This window comes from Streptomyces sp. NPDC001401 (assembly GCF_042895385.1).
Taxonomy (GTDB): domain Bacteria; phylum Actinomycetota; class Actinomycetes; order Streptomycetales; family Streptomycetaceae; genus Streptomyces.
Genome location: NZ_JBIAWI010000007.1, coordinates 41195 through 65618, shown reverse-complemented (window position 1 = coordinate 65618; position 24424 = coordinate 41195). Strand labels below are relative to the sequence as shown.

Sequence of the window (24424 nt, the reverse complement as noted above, 5' to 3'; positions counted from 1 at the left end):
GTCGCGCGCCGCTCTGCGTCTCTAGACTCAGCGTAAGTGAAGCAAGTTCAGTTCAGGTCTTGCGACGAGCGCTCGGGAGCAGACTCATGATGGGTTCCTTGGACGGCAAGATCGGGCTCGTCACCGGTGCGGGGCAAGGTATCGGGCGGGCGATCGCCGTGGAGATGGCCCGCCAGGGCGCGTCAGCGGTGGCCGTCGCCGACCGGAACAAGGACACCGCCGCCGAGACCACCGAGCTGGTGCGCGCCGCCGGGGCACAGGCCGAGGCGATCGTCTGCGATCTGCGCGATCGTGACAGCATCGCCGAGATGGTGACGCGTGCCGCGGAGCGCTTCGACGGCCTCGACGTCCTGGTCAACAACGCCGGGGTGATCGAGACCGCATTCACGGCCGAACCGGCCCGCGGGGTCGACTCGCTCCCCGAAGAGGTCTGGGACGCGGTGTACGAGGTCAACCTGAAGGCGGTGTGGCTGACGACCAAGTTCGCCGCACCGTATCTGCGCCGCTCGCCGCGCGGGCCGGCCATCGTCAACACTGCCTCCGTCTCCGGCCTCACCGGTTTCCCCAACGCCCCGGCCTACGGAGTCACCAAGGCCGGCGTCATCCATCTGACCAAGGTCACCGCGGTCGACCTCGCCCCGGTGCGCTGCAACTGCTTCTGTCCCGGTGTCATCGAAACTCCGCTCGCCCGGGACTACTTCGCCGCCGCGCCGGACCGTGACGCCATGGAACGTGAGTTGACCGCACCGCAGTTGGTGCCACGGCTCGGACGCCCGGAGGAGGTCGCCAAGTTGGCGTGCTTCCTGGCCTCCGACGACGCCGCGTTCATCACGGGATCGTCGTACGTGATCGACGGCGGAGCCCTCGCCTGGCTCGGCGTACGGGACTGAGGACCACCGAGAAGTACTGCGGACCATCGAGAAGTGAGGGGACCCCATGCAATCGAGGCTGTCCGGAAAGACGGCGCTGGTGACCGGTGCCACGGGAGGCATTGGTGACGCCGTCGTGCGACGGCTCGCGGCCGAGGGCGCGGCGGTCGTGGTGACCGACCTCGACGCCGATCGCTGCGAGAAACTCGCCGAGGAGGTCGGCGGCGGCGCCCTGGGCCTGCCCCTGGACGTCTCTGACGAGTCGGCCTGGCGCGAGGTCGTCGCCACGGCGACCGCGGAGCTGGGCGAGCTGTCCGTGCTCGTCAACAACGCCGGCATCGCCACGATGCACACGGTCGAGAGCGAGACCATGGACTCCTGGGAGCAGGTCCTCGCCGTGACCCAGACCGGTGTCTGGCTCGGCATGAAGTACGGCGGCCCGTCCATCGAACGCTCCGGCGGCGGCTCGATCGTCAACGTCGCGTCGATCTTCGGCACGGTCGGCGGATTCGGCGCCCAGTTCTCGTACCACGCGGCCAAGGGCGCCGTACGTCTGATGACGAAGAACGCCGCCCTGCACTGGGCGAAGCGCGGCGTCCGGGTGAACTCCCTGCACCCCGGTTTCATCGAGACGCCCCTGTCGCGCGAACTGTGGCGGGACACGCCCCGGTTGACCGCGATGGTCGAGGGGACTCCTCTTGGCCGGCTCGGCACGCCCGAGGAGGTGGCGGCTGCCGTGGCCTTCCTTGCCTCCGACGACGCGAGCTTCATGACCGGGTCCGAGCTCTACGTCGACGGAGGCTGGACGGCGCGTTGAATGCGGCTGCAGCCAGAACCTCTAACCAGCCGTGGCTGTATACCAGTTGACCCCGTCGGTCCGTGTGCAGTGAGCCCGTCCGCGGGCCACCAGCACGTCCAGATGTGCCGCGGTCTCGTTGACGGCGAGCATCTGGTCGAAGGCGCCGAGGTCCGCGAAGGGCACCTTGCGCCGGGTCCACCCCAGCTCCCCCGCCACGTCGTGCGCGGTACGCCTGCGGTCGCCGAGGGCGGCCAGCGTCTCGGCGAGCCGGTCGTCGTGGTGGGCCAGGAGCTCTCCGACCCGGGCGTGCATGCTGTTGCCGACCGGACCGTGCGCGGGCAGCAGTCGCGCGTCGGCGAGCGTGGTCATCAGGTGCAGTGAGTCGAGGTAGTCGCCCAACGGCAGGGCGGGGCCCCCGAGTTCGAAGCCGATGGACGGGGTGATGTGCGGCAGGACGTGATCCCCGGAGAACAGCAGTCCCCGCGCCTGGTCGAGGTAGACGACATGCCCTTGCGTGTGGCCCGGCGTCGGGACGACCGTCAACCGCGCGTCCCCGAAGCGGAGTTCCTCCGCCCGCAGCCAGCGGTCCGGCGCCTCCCAGACGGTGGCGTCGAATTCGCCGTCGTACATCCCGGCGACCCGCTCGGCGAGGTCGTGGGCTCCGGCCCGGCGCAGGGTCTCCAGCGAGCCGACCGGTTCGTCCGTGCGCAACTCGCCCAGCAGCTCAAGACCGCGCCGCTCGCCGGCACCGAGGTAGACCCGAGAGCCCAGCAGCCTGCGCAGTTCGACGGCCTGGGTGTAGTGGTCGCGGTGGATGTGGGTGACCAGGATGTGGGTGATCTCGCCGATGTCGTGGCCGAGTTCGGCCAACGCGTCCTCAAGTGCCTTGCGGGACTCGGGGATCGACCAGCCCCCGTCGATCAGGACCAGCCCCTCCGTCAGCCCCTCCAGGGCGTAGACGTTGACGGCCCGCAGTCCGTCCTCCGGCAGCGGGAGCGGGATGCGGTGGACCCCGGGTCGTACGGTCTCGGGTCCGCCCTGCGCCCATCGGCCGCGGTCGAAACGGGTGGTGCGGGTCGTGGGGGTGGTCATGCATCTCCTTGCCGGTGCTGTTCGGGGTGTTGCCCGTGCTGTTCGGGGTGCACTGCGAGCTCCGCGTGCAGGTCGTGGGCGAGCCTGCGGGCGCCCGACCGGTCGAGCTTGCCGACGGTGGTCTGCGGCAACTCGCCGACGGTGAAGGCGAATTCGGGCCACTTGGCCTTGGACAGGCCGGTGCGGGCGAGGTGTGCGGTGATCTCGTCGAGACCGAGTTCACCGCTGCCGTCCTCGACCACGACGAGCACGGCGGCGCGTTCGCCGAGGAGCGGGTCCGGTACGGGGGCCACGCAGGCGCGGGCCACGGCCGGGTGAGCCGCGACGGCGCGCTCGATCTCGGTGATGTCGAGGTTGCGTCCGCCGCGGATGATGACGTCCTTCTCCCGGCCCATGACGGTGACCGTGCCGTCCTCGCCGGTCACCAGCAGGTCGCCGGTGGGGAAGTAGCCGTCCGGGGTGAGGGCCGGCGGCTCGACCTTGCCGTCACGGGCGTAACCGAGGAAGAGGGACGGGCCGCGCACCTGGGCACGGCCGGTCGCCCCGGGCCCCAGGACGGTGCCGTCGGCGGCGACGGCCCTGAGGTCGGTGCCGGGGAAGGGCCGTCCGTCGCGGCCGAGGCGGATCTCCTCGGGGTCCTCGGGCCGGGGCGAGGTGTGTCCGAGGCACTCGGACATGCCGAAGACGCGCAGGATCGTCGTCCCCAGCGAGCGTTCGGCACGGGCGAGGGCTCCGCGGTCCATGGGGCCGCCGCCGACGGTGATCGAGCGAACCCCGTCGAGGACCTTCGAACCGGCCGCGGCGGAGCCCATCTGGAGCGCCATGGTCGGCACGCACATGGTCCACCGGACCTCATGGGCGGCCATCCGCGCGAGCGCCTCCTCTCGGTCCCAGTGGCCGGACAGGACGAGGGGTCCGCCCAGCATGAGCGAGAGACAGACCCCGAAGCAGTAGGCGGCGGTAGAGGAGAGCGGGACGACGGCGGCCACCGCGTCCCCCTCACGCAGGCCGTTGACGTCGATCGTGCAGGAGCACGCGTACCTCAGGGCGCTCTCGGACTGGACGACGCCCTTGGGCCGTCCGGTGGAGCCGGAGGTGAGACCGATGAGGGTGCCGCCGGACCAGCGGGAGATATCGCGCGGGCCGCGTCCGGCGCGGACCGTCCAGCCGTCGAGGGCCTCGGACGCCAGCGCGTCCGGCAGGGCCTGGCCGCCGCCCCACTCCTCGATCGCGGACGGTTCGGCGATCAGGACGTCCGGCCGGATGTCCTCCACGGCGGCGGCGAACTCGGCAGGGGTCGTATGCCGGTTGACCAGGGCCAGCACCCCGCCGGTCAGCCCCACGGCGAGGGTCGCCGCGACGGTGCGCCAGGAGTTGTCGGCCTGGAGGAGCACGGTGCCGCCCGGCGTGCCGTCCGGGGTCATCGCGTCGGCCAACTCGGTCGCGCGCCGCAGGAGTTCGCGCGCACCGTGGTGTCCGTGGTCGTCGACGACGGCTGTGAAGTCGGCCTGTTCGGACCGGTCGTAGAACTCCCGCACTGTCTGTCGCATCCGCTTCCTCGCCTCGTTGCGAAGGGGGCTCCACGCCCCGGTGTGCTCAGTCCGCGTACATCTCCAGCTCGACGCCCATGACGGCGATCCGGCGTCCGCGCATGTCGCCGACCTGGGCGACGGCCGCCGCCCACTCCGGGCTCTGGAGCGCCTTGCGCAGGTCCTCGGCTGTGTCGAAGCTCAGGACGGAGACGCCGTCCCAGCCCTCCGAGCGCGGTTCGAGAGCCGCGTCGATGTCGGTGTGCCGCCAAGCCCTGAGCCCGGGCAACTGCCTTGTGAGTTCGGCGTGTTCGCCGCGCCACCAGTCGATGAACCGCTCGTGGGTCCACTCGGGCGGCCGGGCCGCCAGCAGGACGAGGTTGTACATCGCGCCTCCTCAATCGCGCCTTCTCGATCACGCCTTCTCAGGTGAACAGGACCGCGGGCGAGCGCCCGATCAGCAGGCGCCGAACCCTGCCCTCGTCGTCCAGCCGGGCCGCGGCCACGAACGTCGCCTCCGGTACACCCGACCTGCGCACCTCACCGAGGTACAGCTCGTCCCGGCCGACGGCGGACGCGGTGAGCAGGTGGTGGGTGCGCACTCCGACCTCGCGCTGGGCGAGGTAGCCCTCCATCTCGGCCCGGCCGCCGTGGAAGTCGGTGCCGGCGTCGCCGCCGGTGGAGAACAGGATGGTGAAGGAGAAGTCGTCGCTGATCAGGCCGAGGATCCGGTCGGCGTCATCGCTGTCCAGAATCCCGAACCAGGTGGTCAGGAACGGGGCGGCGGACGTGGCCGGCGCGCTCACAGCCGGTCCACGAGGTCGAAGTCGGGGGTGAAGAAGGACTGGTAGCGGGCCATCAGGCCGGCGGGCGAGACCTGTACGGCGGACAGGAAAGCCCCGGTCGTCACGCCCCCGTCGACGACGAAGCCGTACGCCGTCTCGACGTCGCCGTCGACCGAGTAGCGCACGATCTCGTGCCTACGGTCCACCGCGTTCCGCCCGGCGATGTAGCCGGCGAAGTCGTCACGGGAGGTGCCGGTCCGCTGGCCGCCCGGGAGGGCGATCAGGAACCGGAAGCCGGGTTCCAGGAGTTCGAGGGCCTTTTCCGGGTCCTGGCCGTCCATTCTGGCCATGTATTCGCGAAGCACCATTGCCGATCGCTCTCCCTCACGCCATGAACAACCTGAGTTCAGTTCAGTTTGACTGTAAGACGGCCGCCCCGCCCCCGACAAGGGGCGGGCCGGAGACTATTCCGCGACCATCCGCACCACGCACCCCTCGATCATCTCGCTGATCTCCGACAGGGGAATCGCACCGGTCGGGCGGTACCACCGCCAGACACTCACGATCATGCCGAGGACGGCGAGGCCGAGGGTGTGCGCGTCCCGGACCGGAAAGGCGCCCTTCGACATGCCGCGCATCAGCAGGTTCGTCCAGTCCCGCTCGACCATCTGCACCAGCTGGCGGGCCGCGACGCGCTCGGTCTCCTCGCGCTTGGACTTCCGCGGGGTGGCCAGGAGGGACATGTTGGCCTGCAGGATGCGCATCTGGCGGATCTCCTGCTCGGTGACCGCGAAGGCGGCCCGCACCGCCGCGCGCAGTTCCTCCACCGGGTCCGTCTCGTCGGTCGTGGCCTCGACGAACTGGTCGTGGGAGCGCTGGAGTTCCAGGCGCATGATGGTGAGCAGGCAGTGGGCCTTGGACTCGAAGTAGTGGTACAGCGCGGTCTGCCCGATGCCGACCCGGTCGGCCACCTCCGACCACTTGGTGTTCTCGTACCCGTCCTCCCCGAACCGCTCCACGGCAGCCACGAGGATCGCGCTGCGCTTCGACCTGGGCCCCTCCTCCGGATCCACGATCCGCGCCCTTGCCATCGTCTCTCCCTCTCCTCCACGGCCGGTACCGATCACCGTCCGGTCGTCCGAGAGTAGACCCAAGTTCAAGTCGGCTACGAATCGAAGATCGGACGAATCTGTCACGCGCGGGCCGACTGCCCGGAGCGGGGCACCGCGACTTCGCGGAGCGACGGACCGAACGGCGCGGCCTCGGATGTCGCAGGCCCGGGCGTAGAGCGAGCGGATCCGTCACTCGCCGTCCGACCGGGCGAAGTCGGCCCCCGCAAGTTCCGGTCGCGACGGACCGGGCGCCGCGGTCCCGAATCCCGCGCCCCGCGGCATCGCGCCCTCCGGCGTAGAGCCAGCGGATCCATCGCTCGCCGTCCGACCGGGCGAAGCCAGGTCGCGCGAGTCCCGGTCGCGACAGACCGAGCGGCGCGGCCTCGGGGCTCGTGGCCACCGGCGTCCAGCCCCCCGGACATGGAGCCAGCGGATCCGTCACCTGCCGTCCGACCGGGCCGAGCCAAGCCGCGCACCTTCCGGTCACGGCGAACCGGGCAGCGCGGCCTCGGATCTCGCGGCCACCGGTCTCGCAGCCCCGGGGCTCGCGGCATCCGACCCTGCCCCCTCCGGCCTGGCGAAGTCGGGCCGGCGTGTGTCAAGGAACGCCGCCACGCCTTCCCGGCCCTCCGCGGACACCGCGGCGACGGCCAGCTGACGGGCCTCCGCGTCGAGGTGTTCGTCGAGGCCGGCGGAGAGCGCCTCCCCGACCAGCCGCCGCGTCGCCCCGTAGGCCGCCGTGGCTCCGCGCGCCAGCGCGCCCGCCACGTGCACGGCTTCCTCGTTCAGCCGCTCCGGTGGCGCGACCCGGCTCACCAGCCCCACCTGCAGTGCTTCGGCGGCCGGGACGCGCCGGTTCGTCAGCAGCAGGTCCACGGCCCGCCGCGGCCCGACAAGCCGGGGCAGCGACCAGCTGACCCCGGCGTCCGGCGTGTAACCGATCGCGGTGTACGCGGCCGTGAAGACGGCGTCGCTGGCAGCGAGGCTCACGTCCGCCGCTCCCACGAGCCCCAGCCCGGCCCCCGCGACGGCCCCCTGCACCGCGACCACCAGCGGAGCGTCCAGTTCGGCGAGGATCCGCAGCGCCCCGTGGAGCGCGTCGGTGACGTCGGTGAGATGTGCTGCAAGGCGCTCGCCGGGCAGCGCGGCGAACTCCTTCAGATCACCGCCGACGCAGAAGGACCGCCCTCGCCCGGTGAGCAGCACCGCCCGTACCCGCGCCTTCTCGCACTCCCGGGCCGCGTCCAGCAGCGCCCGGGCCATCGCCAGGTCGATCGCGTTGCCCGACCCACGGCACATCTCGACCCGCGCCAGCCCGTCGCCGTCGATGTCGACCGTGACCCTCATCGCGCCGTCCACCCGCCGTCGACGGTGAGCACATGCCCGGTGCAGTACGAGGACGCCTCCGAGGCCAGATAGAGCAGCGCCCCGTCCAGTTCCCCCTGCTCACCGCCGCGGCCCAGCATCGTGCCGCGCTCGACCCAGCGCCGGGACCGCTCGTCGGAGAACAGCCCGTCGGTCATCTCCGAGCGGAACCAGCCGGGGGCGAGCGCGTTGACCCGCACCCCCGACCTTCCCCACTGGCCCGCCAGTTCGCGGGTCAGCCCGACCAGCCCGGCCTTGGAGGCGGCATAGGCGGCACCACCCAGGGGAGCGCCTGATACAAGGCCGAGGACGGACGAGACGTTCACGACCGATCGCGTACGACCGGGGTCCGGCACCGGTGCCTCGGCCAGCAACCGCGCGAGGTGGAAGGGCGCCACGAGGTTCACCGCCAGTACGTCCGCGAAGTCGTCGGCACTCTCGTCCTCGGCGCGTACGGCACCCGGCGCACCTGCGTTGTTGACGAGCACGTCGATCCGGCCGCTCTCGTCGAGCGCCGCCTCCATCAGCCGCACACGGTCCGCCTCCCGCGAGACGTCACAGACGACGGGATGGATGCGCGGGTCCTCGTCGGCCAATTCCTTAAGCTTCTCCAGCCGCCGGGCGGCGGCGAACACGGTGGCTCCGGCCGACGCGAGCACCGTGGCAAACCGGGCTCCGAGTCCGGACGACGCCCCCGTGACCACTGCGGTCCGCCCCTCCAGCGAAAACAACTCCTCGGCGCGAGTCACCCCTCCACCCCGATCGGCAGCACAGTCGCCCCGCCGTCCAGGACCAGCGTCTGCCCCGTCATCCAGGAGGAGGCCTCGGACGCGAGGAAGACGGCCGCGTGCGCCACGTCCTCCACCGTCCCGAGTCTGCGCAGCGGCAGCTTCGCGGTCAGGATCGGCTCACGCGGCTCCCAGACGGCCCGGGCCAGCTCGGTCTTGATCAGCCCGGGCGCGATCGCGTTCACACGTGCCTTCGGCCCGAGTTCGTAGGCGAGTTGCCGGGTCATGTGCAGCATGGCCGCCTTGGTGGCGTTGTACCAGCCGATGTGCGGGTCGACGACCAGTCCGCCGACGGAGGCGATGTTGACGACCGCTCCCCCGTGCTCCCGCATCCACGCCCGCCAGGCGCACCGGGTCCAGGCGACCATGCCGTACTGGTTGACCCGTACGGTCTTCTCCGCGCGCGGCAGATCAAGGTCGAGGAGATCGCCCATGTAGGGGTTGGTGGCCGCGTTGTTGACCAGGACGTCGAGGCTGCCGAGGCGGGACACGGTCTCCTCGGCGCAGCGCTCGGCGTCCGCGGGCTCCCCGACGTTGGCGACCACCTCGTGGACCTCGCCGTCGCCCTTGACCCGCAGCAGTTCCTCGCGGGCCGCGGCCAGTCCGTCCGCCTTGCGGGAGGCGATGACCACATGGGCGCCGGCCTCGCGGTACGCCTTGGCGATGCCGAGACCGATGCCTCGGGAGCCGCCGGTGACCACGGCGACCCGGCCGCCCAGTTCCTGTCCGTTCACGCCGACTCCTCCGGATACTTGGCCAGTTCACGTCGTGCGACCGTCCGCAGATGCACCTCGTCCGGTCCGTCCGCGATCCGCAGTGCCCGGGTGATCGCGTACAGCCGCGCCAGTACGGTGTCGTCGCTGACGCCCGCGGCGCCGTGTGCCTGGACGGCCCGGTCGACCACCCGGTGCGCGACCTCCAGCGCGGCCACTTTGATCGCGGCGACTTCGGTACGGGCGGCCGCGTTGCCGGAGGTGTCCATCAGCCAGGCCGACTTGAGGACCAGGAGCCGCAGTTGCTCAATCTCGATGCGGCTGCGGGCGATCCATTCGCGCACGACGCCCCGTTCGGCGAGCGGGCCGCCGAAGGCGGTGCGGGTCAGGGTCCGTCGGCACATCAACTCCAGTGCCCTTTCGGCGAATCCGACCGCACGCATGGCGTAGTGCATGCGTCCCGGTCCCAACCGCCCCTGTGCCAGGGCGAATCCCTCTCCCTCGCTGCCCAACAGGGACGACACCGGCACTCGTACGTCCTCGAAGAGCACGTCGCCGTGGCCGCAGCGGTCGGTGTAGCCGAACATCGGCAGATCGCGCAGCACGGTGATGCCAGGGGTGTCGCGCGGGATCAGCAGCATGCTCTGCTGCCTGTATGTGGGTGCGTCCGGGTCGGTGACCCCCATCAGGATGATCAGCCGGCAGTCCGGATCGAGGATTCCGGACGTGTACCACTTGTGGCCGTTGACGACGTACTCGTCGCCGTCACGGGTGATCCGGGTGCGGATGTTGCGCGCGTCGGAGCTGGCCACCTCGGGCTCGGTCATGGCGAAGCAGGACCGGATCTCGGCGGCCAGCAGGGGCCGCAGCCAGCGGTCCTGCTGTTCTGATGTGCCGAAGAGGGCGAGCAGTTCCATGTTGCCGGTGTCGGGGGCGGAACAGTTGAACACCTCCGGCCCGATGACCGACCGCCCGGCCAGTTCGGCGAGCGGCGCGTACTCGAGGTTGCTGAGGCCGGCGCCCCAGTCGCCATGTGCGAGGAAGAGGTTCCAGAGCCCTTCGGCGCGTGCCTTCTCCTTCAACTCGCGCATTACCGAGGGTAGTTCATGGGGATTGTCCGCCTCGGCGAGCTGCCGATCGTAGACGGGTTCGGCGGGCAGGACGTACTCCTCCATGAACGCGGCCATGCGCGAGCGGAGTTCGTCGGCCCTCGGGGAGAGTCCGAAATCCATGGTGTGGCTCCTTCAGGACCGTCGAGTCCGTCAAGTGCGTCGGACGAGGATGTCTCCGGCCGTGCGGATCATCGCCGCGATGGTCGGCGGCAGCCGCTCCTGGTCGGGGTCGTGGTGTTTGCCCTCGCGGTGCCGGCGCAGGTTGTGGCCCATGATCGCGGCCATCTTGGTGCGGGCCAGGGCACGGAACCAGTCGAAGGCGAGGGGGTCGGGACGGCCGTCCAGATAGGCGGTGAGCAGCTCTTCCTCACCGGGTAGGCCGGAGACGGCACGGCCCACCCGGGGGAAATTGCGGTGGTCGGCGAACAGGAGGAACCAGGCGAGGTCGATGCGCGGATCGCCGTATCCCCAGATCTCCCAGTCGACGACGGCGGCCGGCTGTTCGCCCTGGCACAGGACGTTGCCGAGGCGGAAGTCGCCGTGGGTGAGGGTGGGGGGAATGCCGTCGGGGATTCCTGAAGCCAGTGCGTCCAGCACGGCCTCGGCCCCGGGGCGGAGTTCCGGCGGCACCGCCCGCATGGTGCGGCTCCACCTGTCCAACTCCCCTGCCGGGCCCAGCGGTTGGGCGGACTCCGCTCCGGTCGTGCCGTGCAGATCCCGCAACACGTCGGCCAGGGCCAGCATCCGGGCCCGGCACAGCCCCGGATCGAGCCGGTGCTCGTCGAGGACCGGCTCGATCGCCTCGCCGTCCACGAACTCCATGGCGAACCAGGCCGGTTCGCCTTCGTCGACGGCGACGACACCCGGCACGGGCACCGGTGATCCGGCGAGCGCGCGCAGCACCCGGGCCTGACGCAGCACGTCGTTGCGACCGACGGGCCGCTGTCCCGGTGGGACCGCTTTCACCACGTACGAGACCGGTCCCGCCGCGATGGAATAGGTGAGGCCGGAGTGGCCGCCGGGCAGCGTGCGCAGGTCGCCGAACGGCTCGCCAGGGTGTCGCTCGGCGAGCCGATCGCGGACCCGTCGCCCGAGTTCGTTCACCTCGGTCGTCGTATTCAACTGCCCGCCCCCTTGCGCTCCTTGGGCAGCCGGAGCACCCGTTCGGCCAGGATGTTGCGCTGGATCTCGTCGCTGCCGCCGGCGATGCGGTAGCCGGGGGCGCCGAGCAGGTGCTCGGTCCAGGCGAACGTGCCCCACTCCCCCTTGTCGGCGGCCAGGAGCGGCCCGAGGAGCTGCTGGACGAGGTCGGTGGTGGCGCGCATGGTCGCGGTGGCGTGGAGCTTGCCGACCGAGGCCTCGGCGCCCGGTTCACGACCGGCCGCCAGGGCCGACGTCACACGCAGTCCGATCAGCCGCTGGACCAGGGCACGGACGAACAGGTCGGCCGCCTGCTGCTGTTCGCCGCCGGTGAGCGGGCGGGGCAGGTGCCGGGCGAGGTCGAGAGCGCGATCGGCGTTGTCCAGGCCGAGTCCGCCGGAGTCGAGGCGTTCGGCGGCGAGCACGGTGAGGGTGACCCGCCAGCCCTCGCCGACGGGACCGAGCCGGTCGGTGTCCGGGACGAACACGTCGTCCAGGTAGACCTCGTTGAAGCTGGCGCCGCCGGTCATCTGCCGGATGGGGCGTACGGTCACGCCGGGAGCGTCCATCCTCACCAGGAAGACCGTGATGCCCGCGTGTTTGGGCACCTCGGGATCGGTACGGCAGACGGCCACACCCCAGGTGGCGACCCGGGCACCGGACGTCCATATCTTGTGGCCGCGCAGGATCCAGCCATCGCCCTCCCGGACGGCCCGGGTACGGACGGCTGCGAGATCGGAACCCGCCTCCGTCTCAGAGAAGAGCTGACAGGCGAGTTCGTCGGTACGGAGCATGGGGCGCAGCCAGCGGCGCTTCTGTTCCTCCGTGCCCCAGATACGGATGGCGGGTGCCACCAGCTGCTGGGTGACCGGGAAGATCTCGGTGCGCCGCGGAACGTCGAAGGCGTCCTCCTCGGCACGGTACAACTGCTCGTAGTACGGAGGCAGTTCACGCCCTCCGTACTCGGACGGCCAGCCGAAAGCGCCCCAGCCCTGGTCGTACCGGGTGCGCTCCCAGTCCCGTATACGGTCGGTGTGGGCACGCTCCTCGGCTTCGGTCCAGTTCTCGAAGACGGCCACCGAGTCGTCGCCGCGGCCCCATTCCTGGTGTGCGGCGCGTTCTTTCGCCACGCCGGTCAACCAGTTGCGGGCCTTGGCACGGAACTCGTCCGGGCCGGGTATGCCGTCCATGATCCTCCCTTCAGCGGGTCAGCACGGTCTGTCAGCGGGTCAGCACGGTGCAGGCGCTGACGCCCGGTGCCCCGTAGACATGGGTGAAGCCGGTCGACGGATCCCCCGGCACCTGCCGTTCGCCCGCACGGCCGCGCAACTGCTGCACGACCTCGTGGACCTGGCGCAGTCCGGAGGCGCCGATGGGCTCGCCGTTGGCGATGCACCCGCCGTCGGTGTTGACCGGCAGCGAGCCGCCGATCCCGGTCGCCCCGAACGGGATGAGCGACTCCTGCTCGCCGTGCTCGCAGAACCCGCACTCGGCCAGGTGCATCACCTCGGCACCGCTCTCGGTGTCCTGCAACTGGCACACGTCGATGTCGTGCGGTCCCAACCCGGCTTCCTCGAAGGCGAGTTGAGCAGCATCGGCGCTCACGCTCGTGGGTGTCCCGGGCGGTGCCCAGGGGCTGAACACCTCGAAGGAGCCGAAGCGGCGGGTCCGCACGACCGCCGCCCGCAGCGCGACCGGCGTTCCGCCGAGCTCGCGGGCCACCGCGCGGCTGCACAGGACCAGGGCCACGGCACCTTGGCCGGGCGAGCAGAACATATACCGGGTCAGCGGGTCGTTGACCATCCCGGACGCCAGGATCTCGTCCGCGTCGAGCGGCTTGCGACGCCAGGCGTGCGGGTTGAGCACTCCGTTGGCGTACGCCTTCTCGGCGACCAGCGCGAGGGTGCGTGCGCTGATGCCGTGGTCATGCATGTACCGCTGGATCTTCATGGCGAAGAACTGCGTGGTCACCATCAGCCCGTCGCGGCCGTAGGCCTCGTCGAGCCCCCAGTCGGCGGGCCGCGGGTCGAAGGCGCCGCGGGGGTGCTTGTCGAAACCGACGGCCAGGGCGACGTCCGCCGCCCCGGACCGGATCGCGTTCACGGCCGCCACCAACGCGCTGCCGCCGGTCGCGCAGCCATTGCGCACATTGGTGAACGGCACGCCTGTCAGGCCGAGTTCGGCGACCAGCGTGTCGGCGTTTCCGGCCGCATCGCTCCCGCCGTACGCGGCCCGTACCCGGGACCACGGCAGTCCGGCATCGGCGAGAGCGGACCGCACGGCCTGCACGGCCAGCTGCCGGCCACTCGCCTCCGTACGGCCGAAGGAGGTGATCCCGGCGCCGCAGACGAGCACCTCCTCGCCGCTCATACGGCGACTCCCGCGGCCCTGGGCACGCCGTCCCCCGCCGTGATCGTGAGCGGCATACCGATCTCCGCCTCCTCGGGCCGGATGTCGAGGACGGCCAACACCCGTACTCCTTCGGGCAGTTCGACGTATCCGACAGTGAGCGGAGCGAATCCCGAGGCGGGCACAACGTACGGCGGCGACTTGGGCGCGTACCGCTGCACGGTCCAGGTCCACAGCGTCCCCGCGCCGGAGAGCACGACCGGCTGGGCCGGCCCCCCGCAGCGCGGGCACGCCGGGTCGGCGGGGTAGGTGGCCACCGCGCAGTCGGTGCACCGGGAGCCGCGCAGCCGGCTCCCGGTCTCCTCCGCGGTGCTCAGCGGCCCTTCCACTGCGGCTCCCGCTTCTCCAGGAACGCCGCCACGCCCTCCGCCGCGTCCTCGGAGTTGAGCATCACGCCGACCGCGAGGTGCTCCATGACCATCAGCGACTGGATGTCCGCGTCGAGGCTCCGGTCGATGGTCATCTTGGTGATCCACATGGTGAACGGGCTCTTGTCGATGAGCTGGTCGGCGAACTCCTCGACCGTGGCGTCGAGTTTGTCGGCGGGCGCCGAGGAATTGATGAGACCGAACTCGGCGGCCTCGACCCCGGTGAGCAGCTTGCCGGTGAGCATCAGCTCCTTGGTCTTGCGGACGCCGATCATGCGCGGCACCCGGTAGATCGGGCCGGCGCCGCCGAACAGTGCGCGCCGGATGTGGAAGTCACCGATCAGGGCGTCGTCCGCGGCGATCGCGAAGTCGCAGGAGATCATCAACTCGAAGCCGCCCGCGGTGACATGGCCCTCGAGGACGGCGATGGACGGGGTCTTCATCGAGTAGAGCCGGTCGCAGACCTTCGCCGACAGTACGGCGACGTCGATGGCGTTGGACCTGCCGACGAAGTCGGCCTTGAGACTGTCCAGGTCGAACCCGGAGCAGAAGGTGTTGCCGCGCCCGCGCAGCACCAGCACGCGCAGTTCGGGGTCCGCGTCGACCTCGGTGATGATCTCGTCCAGCCGGTTCAGGATCGGCACGGTCACACAGTTCTTCTTGTGCGGCCGGTTCAGCCAGACCCGCGCCACATGCCCGTCCCGCTCGAACTGGATCTCGTCTTCGACTGCCATGAGCTCCTCCAAACTGAACTGAATTGAGTTCGATTCTGTGGGCGGACAGATGCCCCTGTCAATGGATCGGGAGGCAGTGACCGCTCCGATCCGCCGGTGCGTGATCAGCCGGTACGGCCGGTGAGGCCGAGCAGGCCGGCCAGGCGCAGACGGTGGTCGTCGCCCGTGCCGAACAGCGCCTCGTCGGCCCGTGCCCGGCGCAGATAGAGATGGGCCGGATGCTCCCAGGTGAAGCCGATTCCGCCGTGGAGCTGCACGTATTCCGTGGTGGCGAGGCGGTAGGCGCCGGTGCAGGCGACGGCTGCGGCACTCGCGGCCACGGGCAGTTCCGGCGCACCTCCGGCAAGGCAGGCGCTCGCGTAGGCCGAGGCCGACCGCGCACCCTCGATCTCGAGGAGCAGATCGGCCAGCCGGTGCTTCACGGCCTGGTAGGAGCCGATGGCGCGTCCGAACTGGGTCCGCTCGGACACGTAGGCCAGTACCGCGTCCAGGGCGTGCGCACTGCCTCCGACGTGCTCGGCCGCCAGAGCCACCCGACCGGCGTCGAGCACGGCGTCGACGACTCCCGCCGCCTGCCCGGGCTCACCGACCGGTTCGGCAGGCGCTCCCCGGAAGCGGACGAGTGCCTGGCGGCGCGTGGGATCGAGGACCCTACGAGCCTTGCGCTCGCAGGTGGCGCCGTCCGGCTCACAGGCGAACAGCCGCTCCCCGTCCGGTGCGCGGGCGGCGACCAGCAGCAGATCGGCGCCTGCTCCGTCGGGCACGAAGTCGGCGTCTCCGCGCAGTACCCAGCCGTCGGGACCGCGCTCGGCCGTCACATCGGCGGGGTGCAGGAATCCGGCGACCGTTGCCGTGAGCGCGCCCGAGGCGATACCCGGAAGCCAGCGCGCGCAGGTCTGCCGGTCGCCGCTGTCGAGCAAGGCGTGTCCGGCGAGTACGACCGTTGTCAGCAGCGGCGCGGGACACAGCACGCGCCCGGCCTCCTGCAGCGCAACGGCAAGTTCGGCAAAGGTGTACCCGGCCCCGCCGTACTCTTCGGGCAGGGCGAGCCCATGCACTCCGATCTCGCCGGCGAGGCGGTTCCAGAGCGTCTGGTCGTATCCGCGCGGACTCTCGGCCTGCTTGCGAACTTCCTCGGGCCCGCAGGCCTCGCCGAGCAAGTCCCGTAGGACCACCCGCAGTTGACGCTGCTCATCGGTCTCCAGGAGCAGCGCGGGATCACCATCGGGCCGAAACATCCAAACCTCCTTCGCCTGAACTCCCCTAAGGGGCGCGGGGCTGTGTCATCGTGCGGCTCCGCCGCGTGGGCGCGACCAGCCACCAACAACCCGCAGCCGACCACTCCGAGTTGGCTCCTCACACCGTGAACCGCCCACCATTCGCAAGCAGCACGGCCCCCACGAGATTCGCCGCCTCAGAACTCGCCAGGAACAACGCAACGTCGGCGATCTCCTCCGCCGTCGCATACGGACGAACCCGCGGATCGGCAAACCCCCGCCGAAGCGCCGCAGGCGTCCGCGCCGCCATCCCCGTCTCCGTCGGCCCCGGCGCCACCGTGTTGACGCGAACCCCGAACGCGATCGCCTCCTTGGCCACTGACTGGCTCAGCGCATGAACCCCGGCCTTCGAGGCCGCGTAGTGCGGATAGCCGGCCTGTGCGTCAAAGGCCGACGAGGAGCCCACGGTCACAACGGTTCCGGACCGGTGCGGCACCATGACCCGCAAAGCGCCGCGCAGCACATGAAACGTGCCGTCCAGGTTGACGCGCATCACGCGCCGCCAGGCGTCGTCGCCGAGCCGCGCCGTCACCTCCGGCGGCCGGTCCGCGACCAGGGCCTCGGCGATCCACTCCTTGGCGGTTGGGTCGTCGACTCCGGCCGCGTGCACCACGATGTCGAGCCGCCCGTGCCGCCGTACGACCTCGTCGAAGGCCTCGTCGACCTGCGCCGGTTCGGCCACGTCGACGGTCAGGGAACGCGCTCCCGGCAGCTCCTTCGCGAGGGCCTGCGCCGCCGGGCCGTCGACATCCGCGGCGCACACCTCGGCCCCCTGTGCGGCGAGTCGCCGGGCGACCGCCGCGCCGATGCCGGATCCCGCGCCCGTGACGAGGGCGACCTGCCCGTCGAAGCGCCCCACGCGCTCACCATCCATGCACGACCACCACCTCACAGCCATCTACTGAACTGACTTCATTTTTGTTAATGTCCCAGGTATGTCAACAGGCAGGACGAGAGCAGTACGACTGACCCGGTGGGGCGGCCCACCGATCCTCACCGAGGTGGAACGCCCCACCCCCACAGCCGAAGAGGTGCTGATCCAGGTGGAGGCGGCCGGCCTCTGCCGTTCGGACCTCCACGTCATCGACGCCCGCCCAGGCGACCTCCCGTACCGGATTCCCTTCACCCTCGGACACGAGGTCGCGGGCCGGGTGGTGGAGCGCGGCCCGCTGGCCGTGGGGCCGGCGGTCGGCGAGCGCGTGGTGGTCCACGGACCCTGGGGCTGCGGGAGTTGCGCACGCTGCGCGGCCGGCGCGGACAACTACTGCGACCGGCGCGCGACTCTGGACGCCGACCGCGTCGGCACGGGGGCGGGACTCGGGCGGGACGGCGGGATGGCGGACCTGATGCTCGTGCCGTCCGGGCGGCTGCTGGTCCCGGTGGGCGACCTGGCCGCCGTCCAGGCCGCACCCCTGTCGGACGCCGGCCTGACCGCGCACCACGCCGTGGCCTCGGTTCGACACTCCCTCGACGAAGGGGCGAGCGTGGTCGTCCTCGGCATCGGCGGCCTGGGGCATCTGGCCATCCAGATACTGCGCGCCACGACGGCCGCGCAGGTGCTGGCCGTGGACGTACGGGAGGAGGCGCTCGCCCTGGCCGACGAGTGCGGGGCGCACTTCGGAACGCTCCTGCGGCCCGACACCGCGGCGGTGCTGCGGGGCCGCACGGACGGGGTCGGTGCGGTGGCCGTGCTCGACTTCGTCGGCAGCCGTTCCAGTCTGAAGCTCGCGGTGGACGTGCTGCGGGCGGGCGGAGAGCTGGCCGTGGTGGGCAGCGGCGGCGGGGAACTCACGGTCCGCAAGCCCGGCGCGCTCCCTCCCGGAACGCGGATCTCGCTGCCGTTCTGGGGGACCTTGCCCGAGCTGGAAGCGGTCATCGCCCTGGCGCTCAAGGACTCCCTGAGGGTGCATGTCGAGCAGTTCCCACTGTCCGACGCGGTGGAGGTGATCGCGAGGCTCCGCTCCGGCGACGTGCGGGGCCGCGCTGTTCTGGTCCCCGACTGATCCGGCCGAAACCCGTACCGTCACACCCCGCGCCCGCCACCCTCTCGACTCCAGAAGTGAGTTCAATTAGCGTCTTGTTCCACTCGGCGACACGAAGGCGGTGGGACCCGCTATGGATGCGGAGACAGTGGATCTGCTGGTGATAGGCGGCGGTATGGCCGGCCTCTCGGCCGCCGCCCGGGTGGCCGCGGAAGGCGGCTCGGTGGTTCTGGTGGAGAAGGCGGAACGCACCGGCGGCTCCGCGCGCTTCGCCGGATTCGTATGGACGACCCCCACGGTCGAGGAGATGCACCGGGTCAACCCGGACGGCGACCCTCAGCTGGCCACCGCCCTGGTGGACGGGTTCGCCGACGGCGTGGCCTGGATCCGGTCGCTGGGCGTGGAGTGCCGGCCGCCGGTGCCCGTGCTCGGTTTCGGCCGCGGTCACCAGGTCGACACGAACCACTACCTCGACACGTGCGAGCGGCTGATCCGCGACCGCGGCCAGGAGGTGCTGACCTCCACCCGGACCCACTCCCTCGTGTCGGAGAACGGCGTGGTCAAAGGTACCGACTGCCTTCTGCCGGACGGATCCCGGCGCCGGATCGAGGCCGCCTGGACCCTGCTCGCGACCGGCGGTTTCCAAGGGGATCCGGGCCTGCGCGCCGAGCACGTCCACCCCCGGGCCGCGGACATCGGCCTGCGGGCCAACCCGCACAGCCGGGGCGACGGCCTGAAGCTCGGGCGCAGCGCGGGCGCGGCGTTCGGCAAGAAGGACGCCGGGTTCTACGGGCACCTGATGCCTGCGGGCGTCTCCCTGGCCGACCCCGCACGCTTCGTCGACCTGGCGCTCTACTACAGCGAGCACGCCCTGCTGTTCGACACCACCGGCGAGCGCTTCGTCGACGAGACGGTCGGGGACCATCTCACCACCATGGCGCTGCTGGAACGCCCGGGCGCCCGCGGCCTGTTGGTCGCCGACGCACACGTACATCGGGAGTGGATCAGCGCCTCGTACGTGGAGGGCATCCCCGGCGTGGACAAGTTCCAGCTGTGCCATCGCGCCGGCGCCCGAAGCGCTGTGGCGGACAGCCTGGAGGACTTCGCGTCCATGCCCGAGGAGTGGGGCTATCCCGGCGCGACGATCCGCGACCGGATCGAGGAGTTCAATGCCACCGTGGACACGGACGGCGCAACGACGCCCGGTCGGCTGCTCGACCGCCGACCGCTCGACGAACCGCCGTACTACGTCGTCGAGGCGGCCTCGGCGATCACGTTCACGTTCGGCGGCCTGCTGATCGACGCCGGGGCGCACGTACTGTCCGCGGACTCGGACCGACCGGCTCCGGTACCCGGCCTGCTCGCGGCCGGCGCGGACGCGGGCGGGCTGTACCGGCGCGCCTACGCGGGTGGGCTCGCACCGGCACTGGTCTTCGGCCTGGCGGCGGCGCGTACGGCACTCACCGAGACCCCGACGACCGTCGGTCACTGACCCCCGGTCGGCCGCTCGGCACAAATCCCGTGCACGAGGCTTGCCCGCCCGGCACCGGAGTGCCTAGCTTACTGAAGTGAGTTCACTTTAGCTCTGCAGTTCGTGAGGTGATCATGCTTCTCGCATGCGTGGCGCGAACGCGCCCTTTCCCGAGGGAGGGACTGTGAGTCAGTTCCTGCTTGTCCTGGTCAGCGGTGTGGCCAGTGGAGCCGTGTACGGCCTCATGGGTCTCGGGCTGGTGATCATTTACCGGGCCACGGACGTCGTGAACTTCGCGATGGCGTCGCTCGCGACCCTGGGCCTGTACGTGGCGCTCTCGCTCCACGACCGTGGTGTGGCCACGGTGCTCGGCATCCTTGCCGCCGTCGTGATCACCGTTGCCGCGGGCCTGGTGGTGCGAGAGACGGTGATCCGACCGCTGGGGCAGGGGCAGTTGTTCTCCGCGCTCGTCGTGACGATGGGCGTGTCCCTGATCGCGGAGAGCACGGCCGGATCGATCTGGGGCGACCAGCCCAAGGACTTCCCCAACCTGGTCGACGGGTCGGTGCGCTGGTCGGGCGCCGCGGTGCCGGTCCAGAGCCTGGTGACGATCGCCGTCGCCGCCGTGGCGATGGCGTTGGTCGGCTATCTGTTCGCCCGCACCACGCTCGGCTCGGCCATGCGCGCCGCGGCCGAGTCGGCGGACACCGCCCGCGTGGTCGGGCTGAGTTCGCAACGGCTCGCCAGGATCTCCTGGGCCCTCGGCCTCGGTCTCGCCGCGCTCGCCGCCTGTCTGTACGCGCCGCGGTCCGGCCTGGTGCCCACCGCGCTGGTCGCGCCCCTGTTCCGGGCCTTCGCCGGAATCTTCCTGGGCGGCCTGACCAGCATGTACGGCGCCGTCCTCGGCGGGCTGACCATCGGCGTCCTGGACAACATGGCGGCGAACTACGTCTCCGCCAGCTTCCGGGACACGTTCGTGTTCTCGTTCACCGTGCTGGTGCTGCTGATCCGCCCCCAGGGCATGTTCGGCACCCGCACCTTCCAACGGGTCTGAGGGGTCGCATCCATGGTCTTCAACCGTTCCCTCCTGGCCAGGGCCGCCCTGGGCCCGGCCGCCGGCGCGGTGCTCATGGCGTTCATGGCCTCCGGCGCGATCCCCGCGTACCAGATGTACTCGGTGGGCCTCGCGGCCGTGTACACGATCGTCGTGCTGTCGGTCGGCCTGCTCGCCGGCTGGTCCGGCATCTGGTCCGTGGGCCACCCCGCGTTCTTCGCCATCGGCGCCTACTTCGCGGCGTACGGCAGCGGCCACGACTGGCCGTTGGAAGCGGTGGTCCTCGGGGCCGTCGCCACCGGTGCCGTCCTGGGCGCCTTCCTGGGGTACGCGGGTGCCAGGTTCTCGGTGCTCTACATCGCCCTGCTGACCCTCGCCTTCACCACGGTGACCCTGGAGTTGATCAACCGCTGGAGCAGCGTGACCGGCGGCGACCAGGGAGTACCGGTCGTCCAGCTGCGCAGCGCCCTCGGTCTGGGCACCCTCCTGGGTGGTGGCACCGAGGCCCAGTACCTCGCGGTCGGCGCCGCAGCCGTCGTACTCGCACTGGCCGTTCCGGCCGCCTCCTCGGGGCTGCGGATGCGGCTGGTGGCCGCCAAGTCGCATCCCCTGGCCGCCCGTACGATCGGCATCGCTCCGGAGGCGCAGTCGTCGCTGTCGTTCGCGGTGAGCGCGGCGGCAACCTGCTTCGCGGGCGTGCTGCTCGGTCTGCTGACCGGGTTCGTCAGCCCGGATCCGTTCTCGCTGGCCTTCGGCATCTCGCTGATCGCGGCGTGCGTGCTCGGCGGGGTCGGCACCATCGCCGGCGCCGTGGCCGGGGGCATCTACCTGACCTGGAACCCCTCCCTGTCGTCCGCCGTCGGAATGCCCCAACCGGTCGTGCAGGGCCTCGTGTTGATCGCGGTGCTCCTGTTCCTTCCGGGCGGGGTCGTACCGTTCCTCGCCAAGCCCGCGCGAAGCCTCCTACGGCGGGTACGGCGAGGGCCGGACGCCGAAGTACCACTGCCTGCCGATGAGTTCACGGATGTCACGCCGCTGGTGCCCTCGGGCGACGGCCCCGTCCTGCTGCACCTGGAGCACGTGTCGGTCTCGTACGGCGGACTCAAGGCTCTGGAGGACGCCTCGCTGTCCGTGCGGCAGAACGAGATCCTGGCGGTCATCGGGCCCAACGGGGCTGGTAAGACAACCCTGTTGAATGCATTGTCGGGTCTGACGGGCAATGGCCGCGTGAGCGGTACCGCCGACTTCGCGGGGCAGCCCCTCTTCCGGGCCAGGGCGACCGCTCGGCGGCGGCTGGGCATCGGCCGCACGTTCCAGCATGCGGAGGTCTTCTCCGAACTCACCGTCGCGGAGAACGTGTTGTGCACCCGTCGCCGGATCACTGCCCAGGACCGGGCGGAGGTCGCGCGGCTGCTGCACTCCGTCGGTCTCGCGGGCGTGGCCGACCGCCGGCCCGGGGAGCTGCCGTTCGGCCTGCAAAAGCGCCTCGACCTGGCGCGTGCGATGGCCGAGCATCCGAAACTGCTGATCCTGGACGAGCCGTTCGGCGGCCTCGACGCGGGCGAACGGGCGCTGCTGGCACGGCACATCAGGCGGCTGCACGCCGACGGCACCGCCGTGGTGGTCATCGACCACGTTCTCGACGACCTCTTCTCCGTCGCGCACCGGGTGCTCGCGTTCGACTTCGGCCGCACGATCGGCGAGGGCAGCCCGGACACCGTTCTGCAGGACCCGAAGGTGCGGTCGTCCTACCTGGGAACGGTCGAGGGCAGGACGCGGCCGCCCGAGCAGGTGGGCGAGCGGAGCATGATCCGCCTCCACGGGGTCCGCCACACGTACGGCGGTGTGGTCGCCCTGCGCGACGTCGACCTCGACGTCCGCCAGGGGGTCGTGCTGGGTATCGCCGGCGCCAACGGAGCGGGCAAGAGCACGCTGGCCGGCATCCTGCACGGCTCGCTCGAACCGGCCCGTGGAGAAAGGGAGTTGAGCGGAGCCGTCCGCACCAGCCTGGCGCCCGAGGGGCGGGCCCTGTTCAAGACGCTGTCCCTGCGCGAGAACCTCGAAGTCGCCGCCTACGCGGCGGGCATCACCGGTGCACCGCTGCGCGAACGGCTGGAGGAGACCGTCCAGTGGCTGCCGGCCCGGCTGCGCGAGCGGCTGTCCGCCTCCGCGGGCGGACTGTCCGGCGGAGAGCAGCAGATGCTCGCCATCGCGCGGGCCCTGATCGTCGCGCCGGACGTCCTGATCGTCGACGAACCGGCGCTCGGACTGGCCCCCGCCCTGGTCGACGAGGTCTACGACCGGCTGGCCACGCTCGCCCACGACGGCCTGACCGTCGTGCTGCTCGAACAGCTGCTCAGCCGCGCCATGTCCGTGTGCCACGAGGTGGCCGTGCTGCACGAGGGCGTCATCGCGGCCCACGGCCGGCCTGGCGACCAGGCGTTCGCGGCTGCGGCGGAAGCGGCGTACTTCAGCGGCGGTCTGGACGCGGCCGCCACGACCGCGGCGGCCAACGCCCGGACTTCTCCAGTGAATTGACAATCCCGTTGTGAACGAGGTGGACCGTGTTCCGGACAATGAGAAATTCCCGCCGCTCGGCTGGGGCAACAGCCGTCCTTGCCGTGGTGGCACTGACCGCCGGCGCGTGCGCCGGTCAGGACTCCGCAGGAGCCACCGGCAGCTCTTCTGAGATCCATATCGGCGCGTGGCTCCCCCTCACCGGCGCCACGGCCACGTACGGCGTGGCCGAGAAGGCGGGCGCCGACGCGTACTTCAGGATGCTCAACGCCCAGGGCGGCATCAACGGACGCAAGGTCAAGTGGACAGTCAAGGACAACGCGGCCGACCCGCAGCAGACCGTGCAGATCGCCCGTGAACTGGTCGGCCAGGACAAGGTCGTGGCCATCGTCAACGCGAACGGCACCTCCCAGGCGGAGGCGGCCTTCCCGTTCGTCCTCAACCAGTCCAAGGTGCCGGTCCTCAACGAGGTGGGCGGCACCGAAAACTGGTACAAGCCGCCGCGGCCCGGCCTGTTCGGCACCCAGACCCTGTACGAGGACCAGGCCGCGGCGGTCGCCGCCTGGGCGGTGCAGGACGGCGCGAAGAAGATCCTCGTCGTGCACAGTGACCCGGCCGCGTTCGTGAACGTGGCCAAGCAGGTGGAGCCCGTCGCGAAGAAGGTGGATCCCTCGGTCGAGGTCGACCGGCTGCCGGTCAAGTACCAGACCACCGACTACACACCCGTGATCAGCAAGGTGAAGGCCGCGAAGCCCCAGGCTGTGGTCGTGATCCTCACCTCCCCCGAGGCGGCCGCCTTCCTCAAGGAGGCCAAGCTCCAGGGGCTCTCGCTGCCCACCTACGCCTACGCGCCAGTGGCCGCCGAGTCGACGATCGCCCTGGCCAAGGACGCCGCCGAGGGCCTGAAGGCCGTACAACTGGTGAAGGCGCCCTCCGACAAGGAGCCCGCGGTGAAGGAGTTCCGGACCGCGATGGCCAAGTACGAGCCCGGTCAGGCCGCCGGATTCCTCGCCCTGTGGGGCTGGAGCAACGCGAAGGTGTTCGCCGAGATCACGAAGACCATCAAGGGGCCTGTCACGTCCCAGGCCCTCACCGCCGCGTACCAGAAGGCGAGCAAGGTGGACCCGGGGGTGTCGCCGGTCATGGACTTCAGTGCGAGCAGTCACCTCGGCACCCGCAGCGTGCAGAGAGTGGTCGTGAAGAACGGTGCCTGGACATCCGTCGGCGACTTCTACACGCCCCCGGCACGCGGCTGAGAGCCCGCCCCGGCACCCGGGGCCGCAGCGTGACACGGGGGCCCTGCGCCGG

Annotated in this window: 24 protein-coding genes; 7 read left to right on the top strand and 17 right to left on the bottom strand. The window is 70.9% G+C overall.

All coding sequences use genetic code 11. The features are described 5' to 3' along the window. Positions 1-86 precede the first annotated feature (86 nt). Positions 87-890 (top strand): SDR family NAD(P)-dependent oxidoreductase, encoded by an 804-nt coding sequence (locus ACFY10_RS23760; protein ID WP_390667186.1) that lies wholly within the window; start codon positions 87-89, stop codon positions 888-890. Positions 891-936: 46 nt separating this feature from the next. Beyond that, positions 937-1686, top strand: a complete 750-nt coding sequence (locus tag ACFY10_RS23755) for an SDR family NAD(P)-dependent oxidoreductase (RefSeq protein WP_390667185.1) — start codon at positions 937-939, stop codon at positions 1684-1686. A gap of 21 nt (positions 1687-1707) precedes the next feature. Here ACFY10_RS23755 and ACFY10_RS23750 read toward each other — a convergent pair whose 3' ends face one another. The 17 genes from ACFY10_RS23750 to ACFY10_RS23670 form a co-directional block, all read right to left on the bottom strand. Then, complete coding sequence (locus tag ACFY10_RS23750) at positions 1708-2760, bottom strand: MBL fold metallo-hydrolase (RefSeq protein ID WP_390667184.1); 1053 nt, start codon at positions 2758-2760, stop codon at positions 1708-1710. Next, positions 2757-4310, bottom strand: coding sequence for a class I adenylate-forming enzyme family protein (locus ACFY10_RS23745; protein ID WP_390667183.1), 1554 nt, complete (start codon positions 4308-4310; stop codon positions 2757-2759). The genes ACFY10_RS23750 and ACFY10_RS23745 overlap by 4 nt, the downstream gene beginning before the upstream one ends. 46 nt (positions 4311-4356) lie before the next feature. Next, positions 4357-4677: an EthD family reductase gene (locus ACFY10_RS23740; protein ID WP_390667182.1), complete on the bottom strand. Its 321-nt coding sequence runs from the start codon at positions 4675-4677 to the stop codon at positions 4357-4359. Between the two features lie 37 nt (positions 4678-4714). Further along, complete coding sequence (locus ACFY10_RS23735; RefSeq protein ID WP_390667181.1) at positions 4715-5095, bottom strand: hypothetical protein; 381 nt, start codon at positions 5093-5095, stop codon at positions 4715-4717. Next, positions 5092-5442, bottom strand: a complete 351-nt coding sequence (locus ACFY10_RS23730) for a nuclear transport factor 2 family protein (protein WP_390667180.1) — start codon at positions 5440-5442, stop codon at positions 5092-5094. The genes ACFY10_RS23735 and ACFY10_RS23730 overlap by 4 nt, the downstream gene beginning before the upstream one ends. A 96-nt stretch (positions 5443-5538) precedes the next feature. After that, a complete protein-coding gene (locus ACFY10_RS23725) occupies positions 5539-6165 on the bottom strand; it encodes a TetR/AcrR family transcriptional regulator (RefSeq protein ID WP_275774759.1) in 627 nt (208 codons plus the stop codon). Positions 6166-6669: 504 nt separating this feature from the next. Continuing rightward, entirely contained in the window at positions 6670-7533 is an 864-nt protein-coding gene (locus ACFY10_RS23720) for an enoyl-CoA hydratase/isomerase family protein (protein WP_390667179.1), read from the bottom strand. Beyond that, positions 7530-8300, bottom strand: coding sequence for an SDR family NAD(P)-dependent oxidoreductase (locus ACFY10_RS23715; protein WP_390667178.1), 771 nt, complete (start codon positions 8298-8300; stop codon positions 7530-7532). The genes ACFY10_RS23720 and ACFY10_RS23715 overlap by 4 nt, the downstream gene beginning before the upstream one ends. Beyond that, positions 8297-9073 (bottom strand): SDR family oxidoreductase, encoded by a 777-nt coding sequence (locus tag ACFY10_RS23710; protein ID WP_390667177.1) that lies wholly within the window; start codon positions 9071-9073, stop codon positions 8297-8299. The genes ACFY10_RS23715 and ACFY10_RS23710 overlap by 4 nt, the downstream gene beginning before the upstream one ends. Beyond that, positions 9070-10284, bottom strand: a complete 1215-nt coding sequence (locus ACFY10_RS23705; RefSeq protein WP_390667176.1) for an acyl-CoA dehydrogenase family protein — start codon at positions 10282-10284, stop codon at positions 9070-9072. Before ACFY10_RS23705 ends, ACFY10_RS23710 begins: the two co-directional genes overlap by 4 nt. Positions 10285-10314: 30 nt before the next feature. After that, positions 10315-11286 carry a phosphotransferase family protein gene (locus tag ACFY10_RS23700; RefSeq protein ID WP_390667175.1) on the bottom strand — a complete coding sequence of 324 codons (972 nt, stop codon included), beginning with the start codon at positions 11284-11286 and terminating at the stop codon, positions 10315-10317. After that, positions 11283-12494 carry an acyl-CoA dehydrogenase family protein gene (locus ACFY10_RS23695; protein ID WP_390667174.1) on the bottom strand — a complete coding sequence of 404 codons (1212 nt, stop codon included), beginning with the start codon at positions 12492-12494 and terminating at the stop codon, positions 11283-11285. The genes ACFY10_RS23700 and ACFY10_RS23695 overlap by 4 nt, the downstream gene beginning before the upstream one ends. 31 nt (positions 12495-12525) lie before the next feature. After that, complete coding sequence (locus ACFY10_RS23690) at positions 12526-13674, bottom strand: thiolase family protein (RefSeq protein WP_390667173.1); 1149 nt, start codon at positions 13672-13674, stop codon at positions 12526-12528. Next, positions 13671-14042 (bottom strand): Zn-ribbon domain-containing OB-fold protein, encoded by a 372-nt coding sequence (locus ACFY10_RS23685; protein WP_390667172.1) that lies wholly within the window; start codon positions 14040-14042, stop codon positions 13671-13673. The genes ACFY10_RS23690 and ACFY10_RS23685 overlap by 4 nt, the downstream gene beginning before the upstream one ends. After that, positions 14027-14815 (bottom strand): enoyl-CoA hydratase/isomerase family protein, encoded by a 789-nt coding sequence (locus ACFY10_RS23680; RefSeq protein WP_390667171.1) that lies wholly within the window; start codon positions 14813-14815, stop codon positions 14027-14029. Before ACFY10_RS23680 ends, ACFY10_RS23685 begins: the two co-directional genes overlap by 16 nt. A gap of 104 nt (positions 14816-14919) precedes the next feature. Next, positions 14920-16053, bottom strand: coding sequence for an acyl-CoA dehydrogenase family protein (locus tag ACFY10_RS23675; protein WP_390667170.1), 1134 nt, complete (start codon positions 16051-16053; stop codon positions 14920-14922). Positions 16054-16171: 118 nt separating this feature from the next. Next, complete coding sequence (locus ACFY10_RS23670; RefSeq protein ID WP_390667169.1) at positions 16172-16966, bottom strand: SDR family NAD(P)-dependent oxidoreductase; 795 nt, start codon at positions 16964-16966, stop codon at positions 16172-16174. Positions 16967-17093: 127 nt separating this feature from the next. Between ACFY10_RS23670 and ACFY10_RS23665 the strand changes: the two genes are divergently transcribed. The 5 genes from ACFY10_RS23665 (at position 17094) to ACFY10_RS23645 (ending at position 24372) form a co-directional block, all read left to right on the top strand. Continuing rightward, positions 17094-18095, top strand: coding sequence for an NAD(P)-dependent alcohol dehydrogenase (locus tag ACFY10_RS23665; protein ID WP_390667168.1), 1002 nt, complete (start codon positions 17094-17096; stop codon positions 18093-18095). A gap of 112 nt (positions 18096-18207) precedes the next feature. Next, positions 18208-19566 carry an FAD-dependent oxidoreductase gene (locus tag ACFY10_RS23660; RefSeq protein ID WP_390667167.1) on the top strand — a complete coding sequence of 453 codons (1359 nt, stop codon included), beginning with the start codon at positions 18208-18210 and terminating at the stop codon, positions 19564-19566. Positions 19567-19729: 163 nt separating this feature from the next. Next, positions 19730-20599, top strand: coding sequence for a branched-chain amino acid ABC transporter permease (locus tag ACFY10_RS23655; protein WP_390667166.1), 870 nt, complete (start codon positions 19730-19732; stop codon positions 20597-20599). 12 nt (positions 20600-20611) lie between these two features. Continuing rightward, the gene (locus tag ACFY10_RS23650) at positions 20612-23137 is read left to right on the top strand and encodes an ATP-binding cassette domain-containing protein (RefSeq protein WP_390667165.1); all 2526 of its coding nucleotides are present in this window, start codon (positions 20612-20614) and stop codon (positions 23135-23137) included. Between the two features lie 83 nt (positions 23138-23220). Then, on the top strand, positions 23221-24372 hold the full coding sequence (locus ACFY10_RS23645; RefSeq protein ID WP_390667164.1) for an ABC transporter substrate-binding protein: 1152 nt from the start codon (positions 23221-23223) through the stop codon (positions 24370-24372). Positions 24373-24424 lie beyond the last annotated feature (52 nt).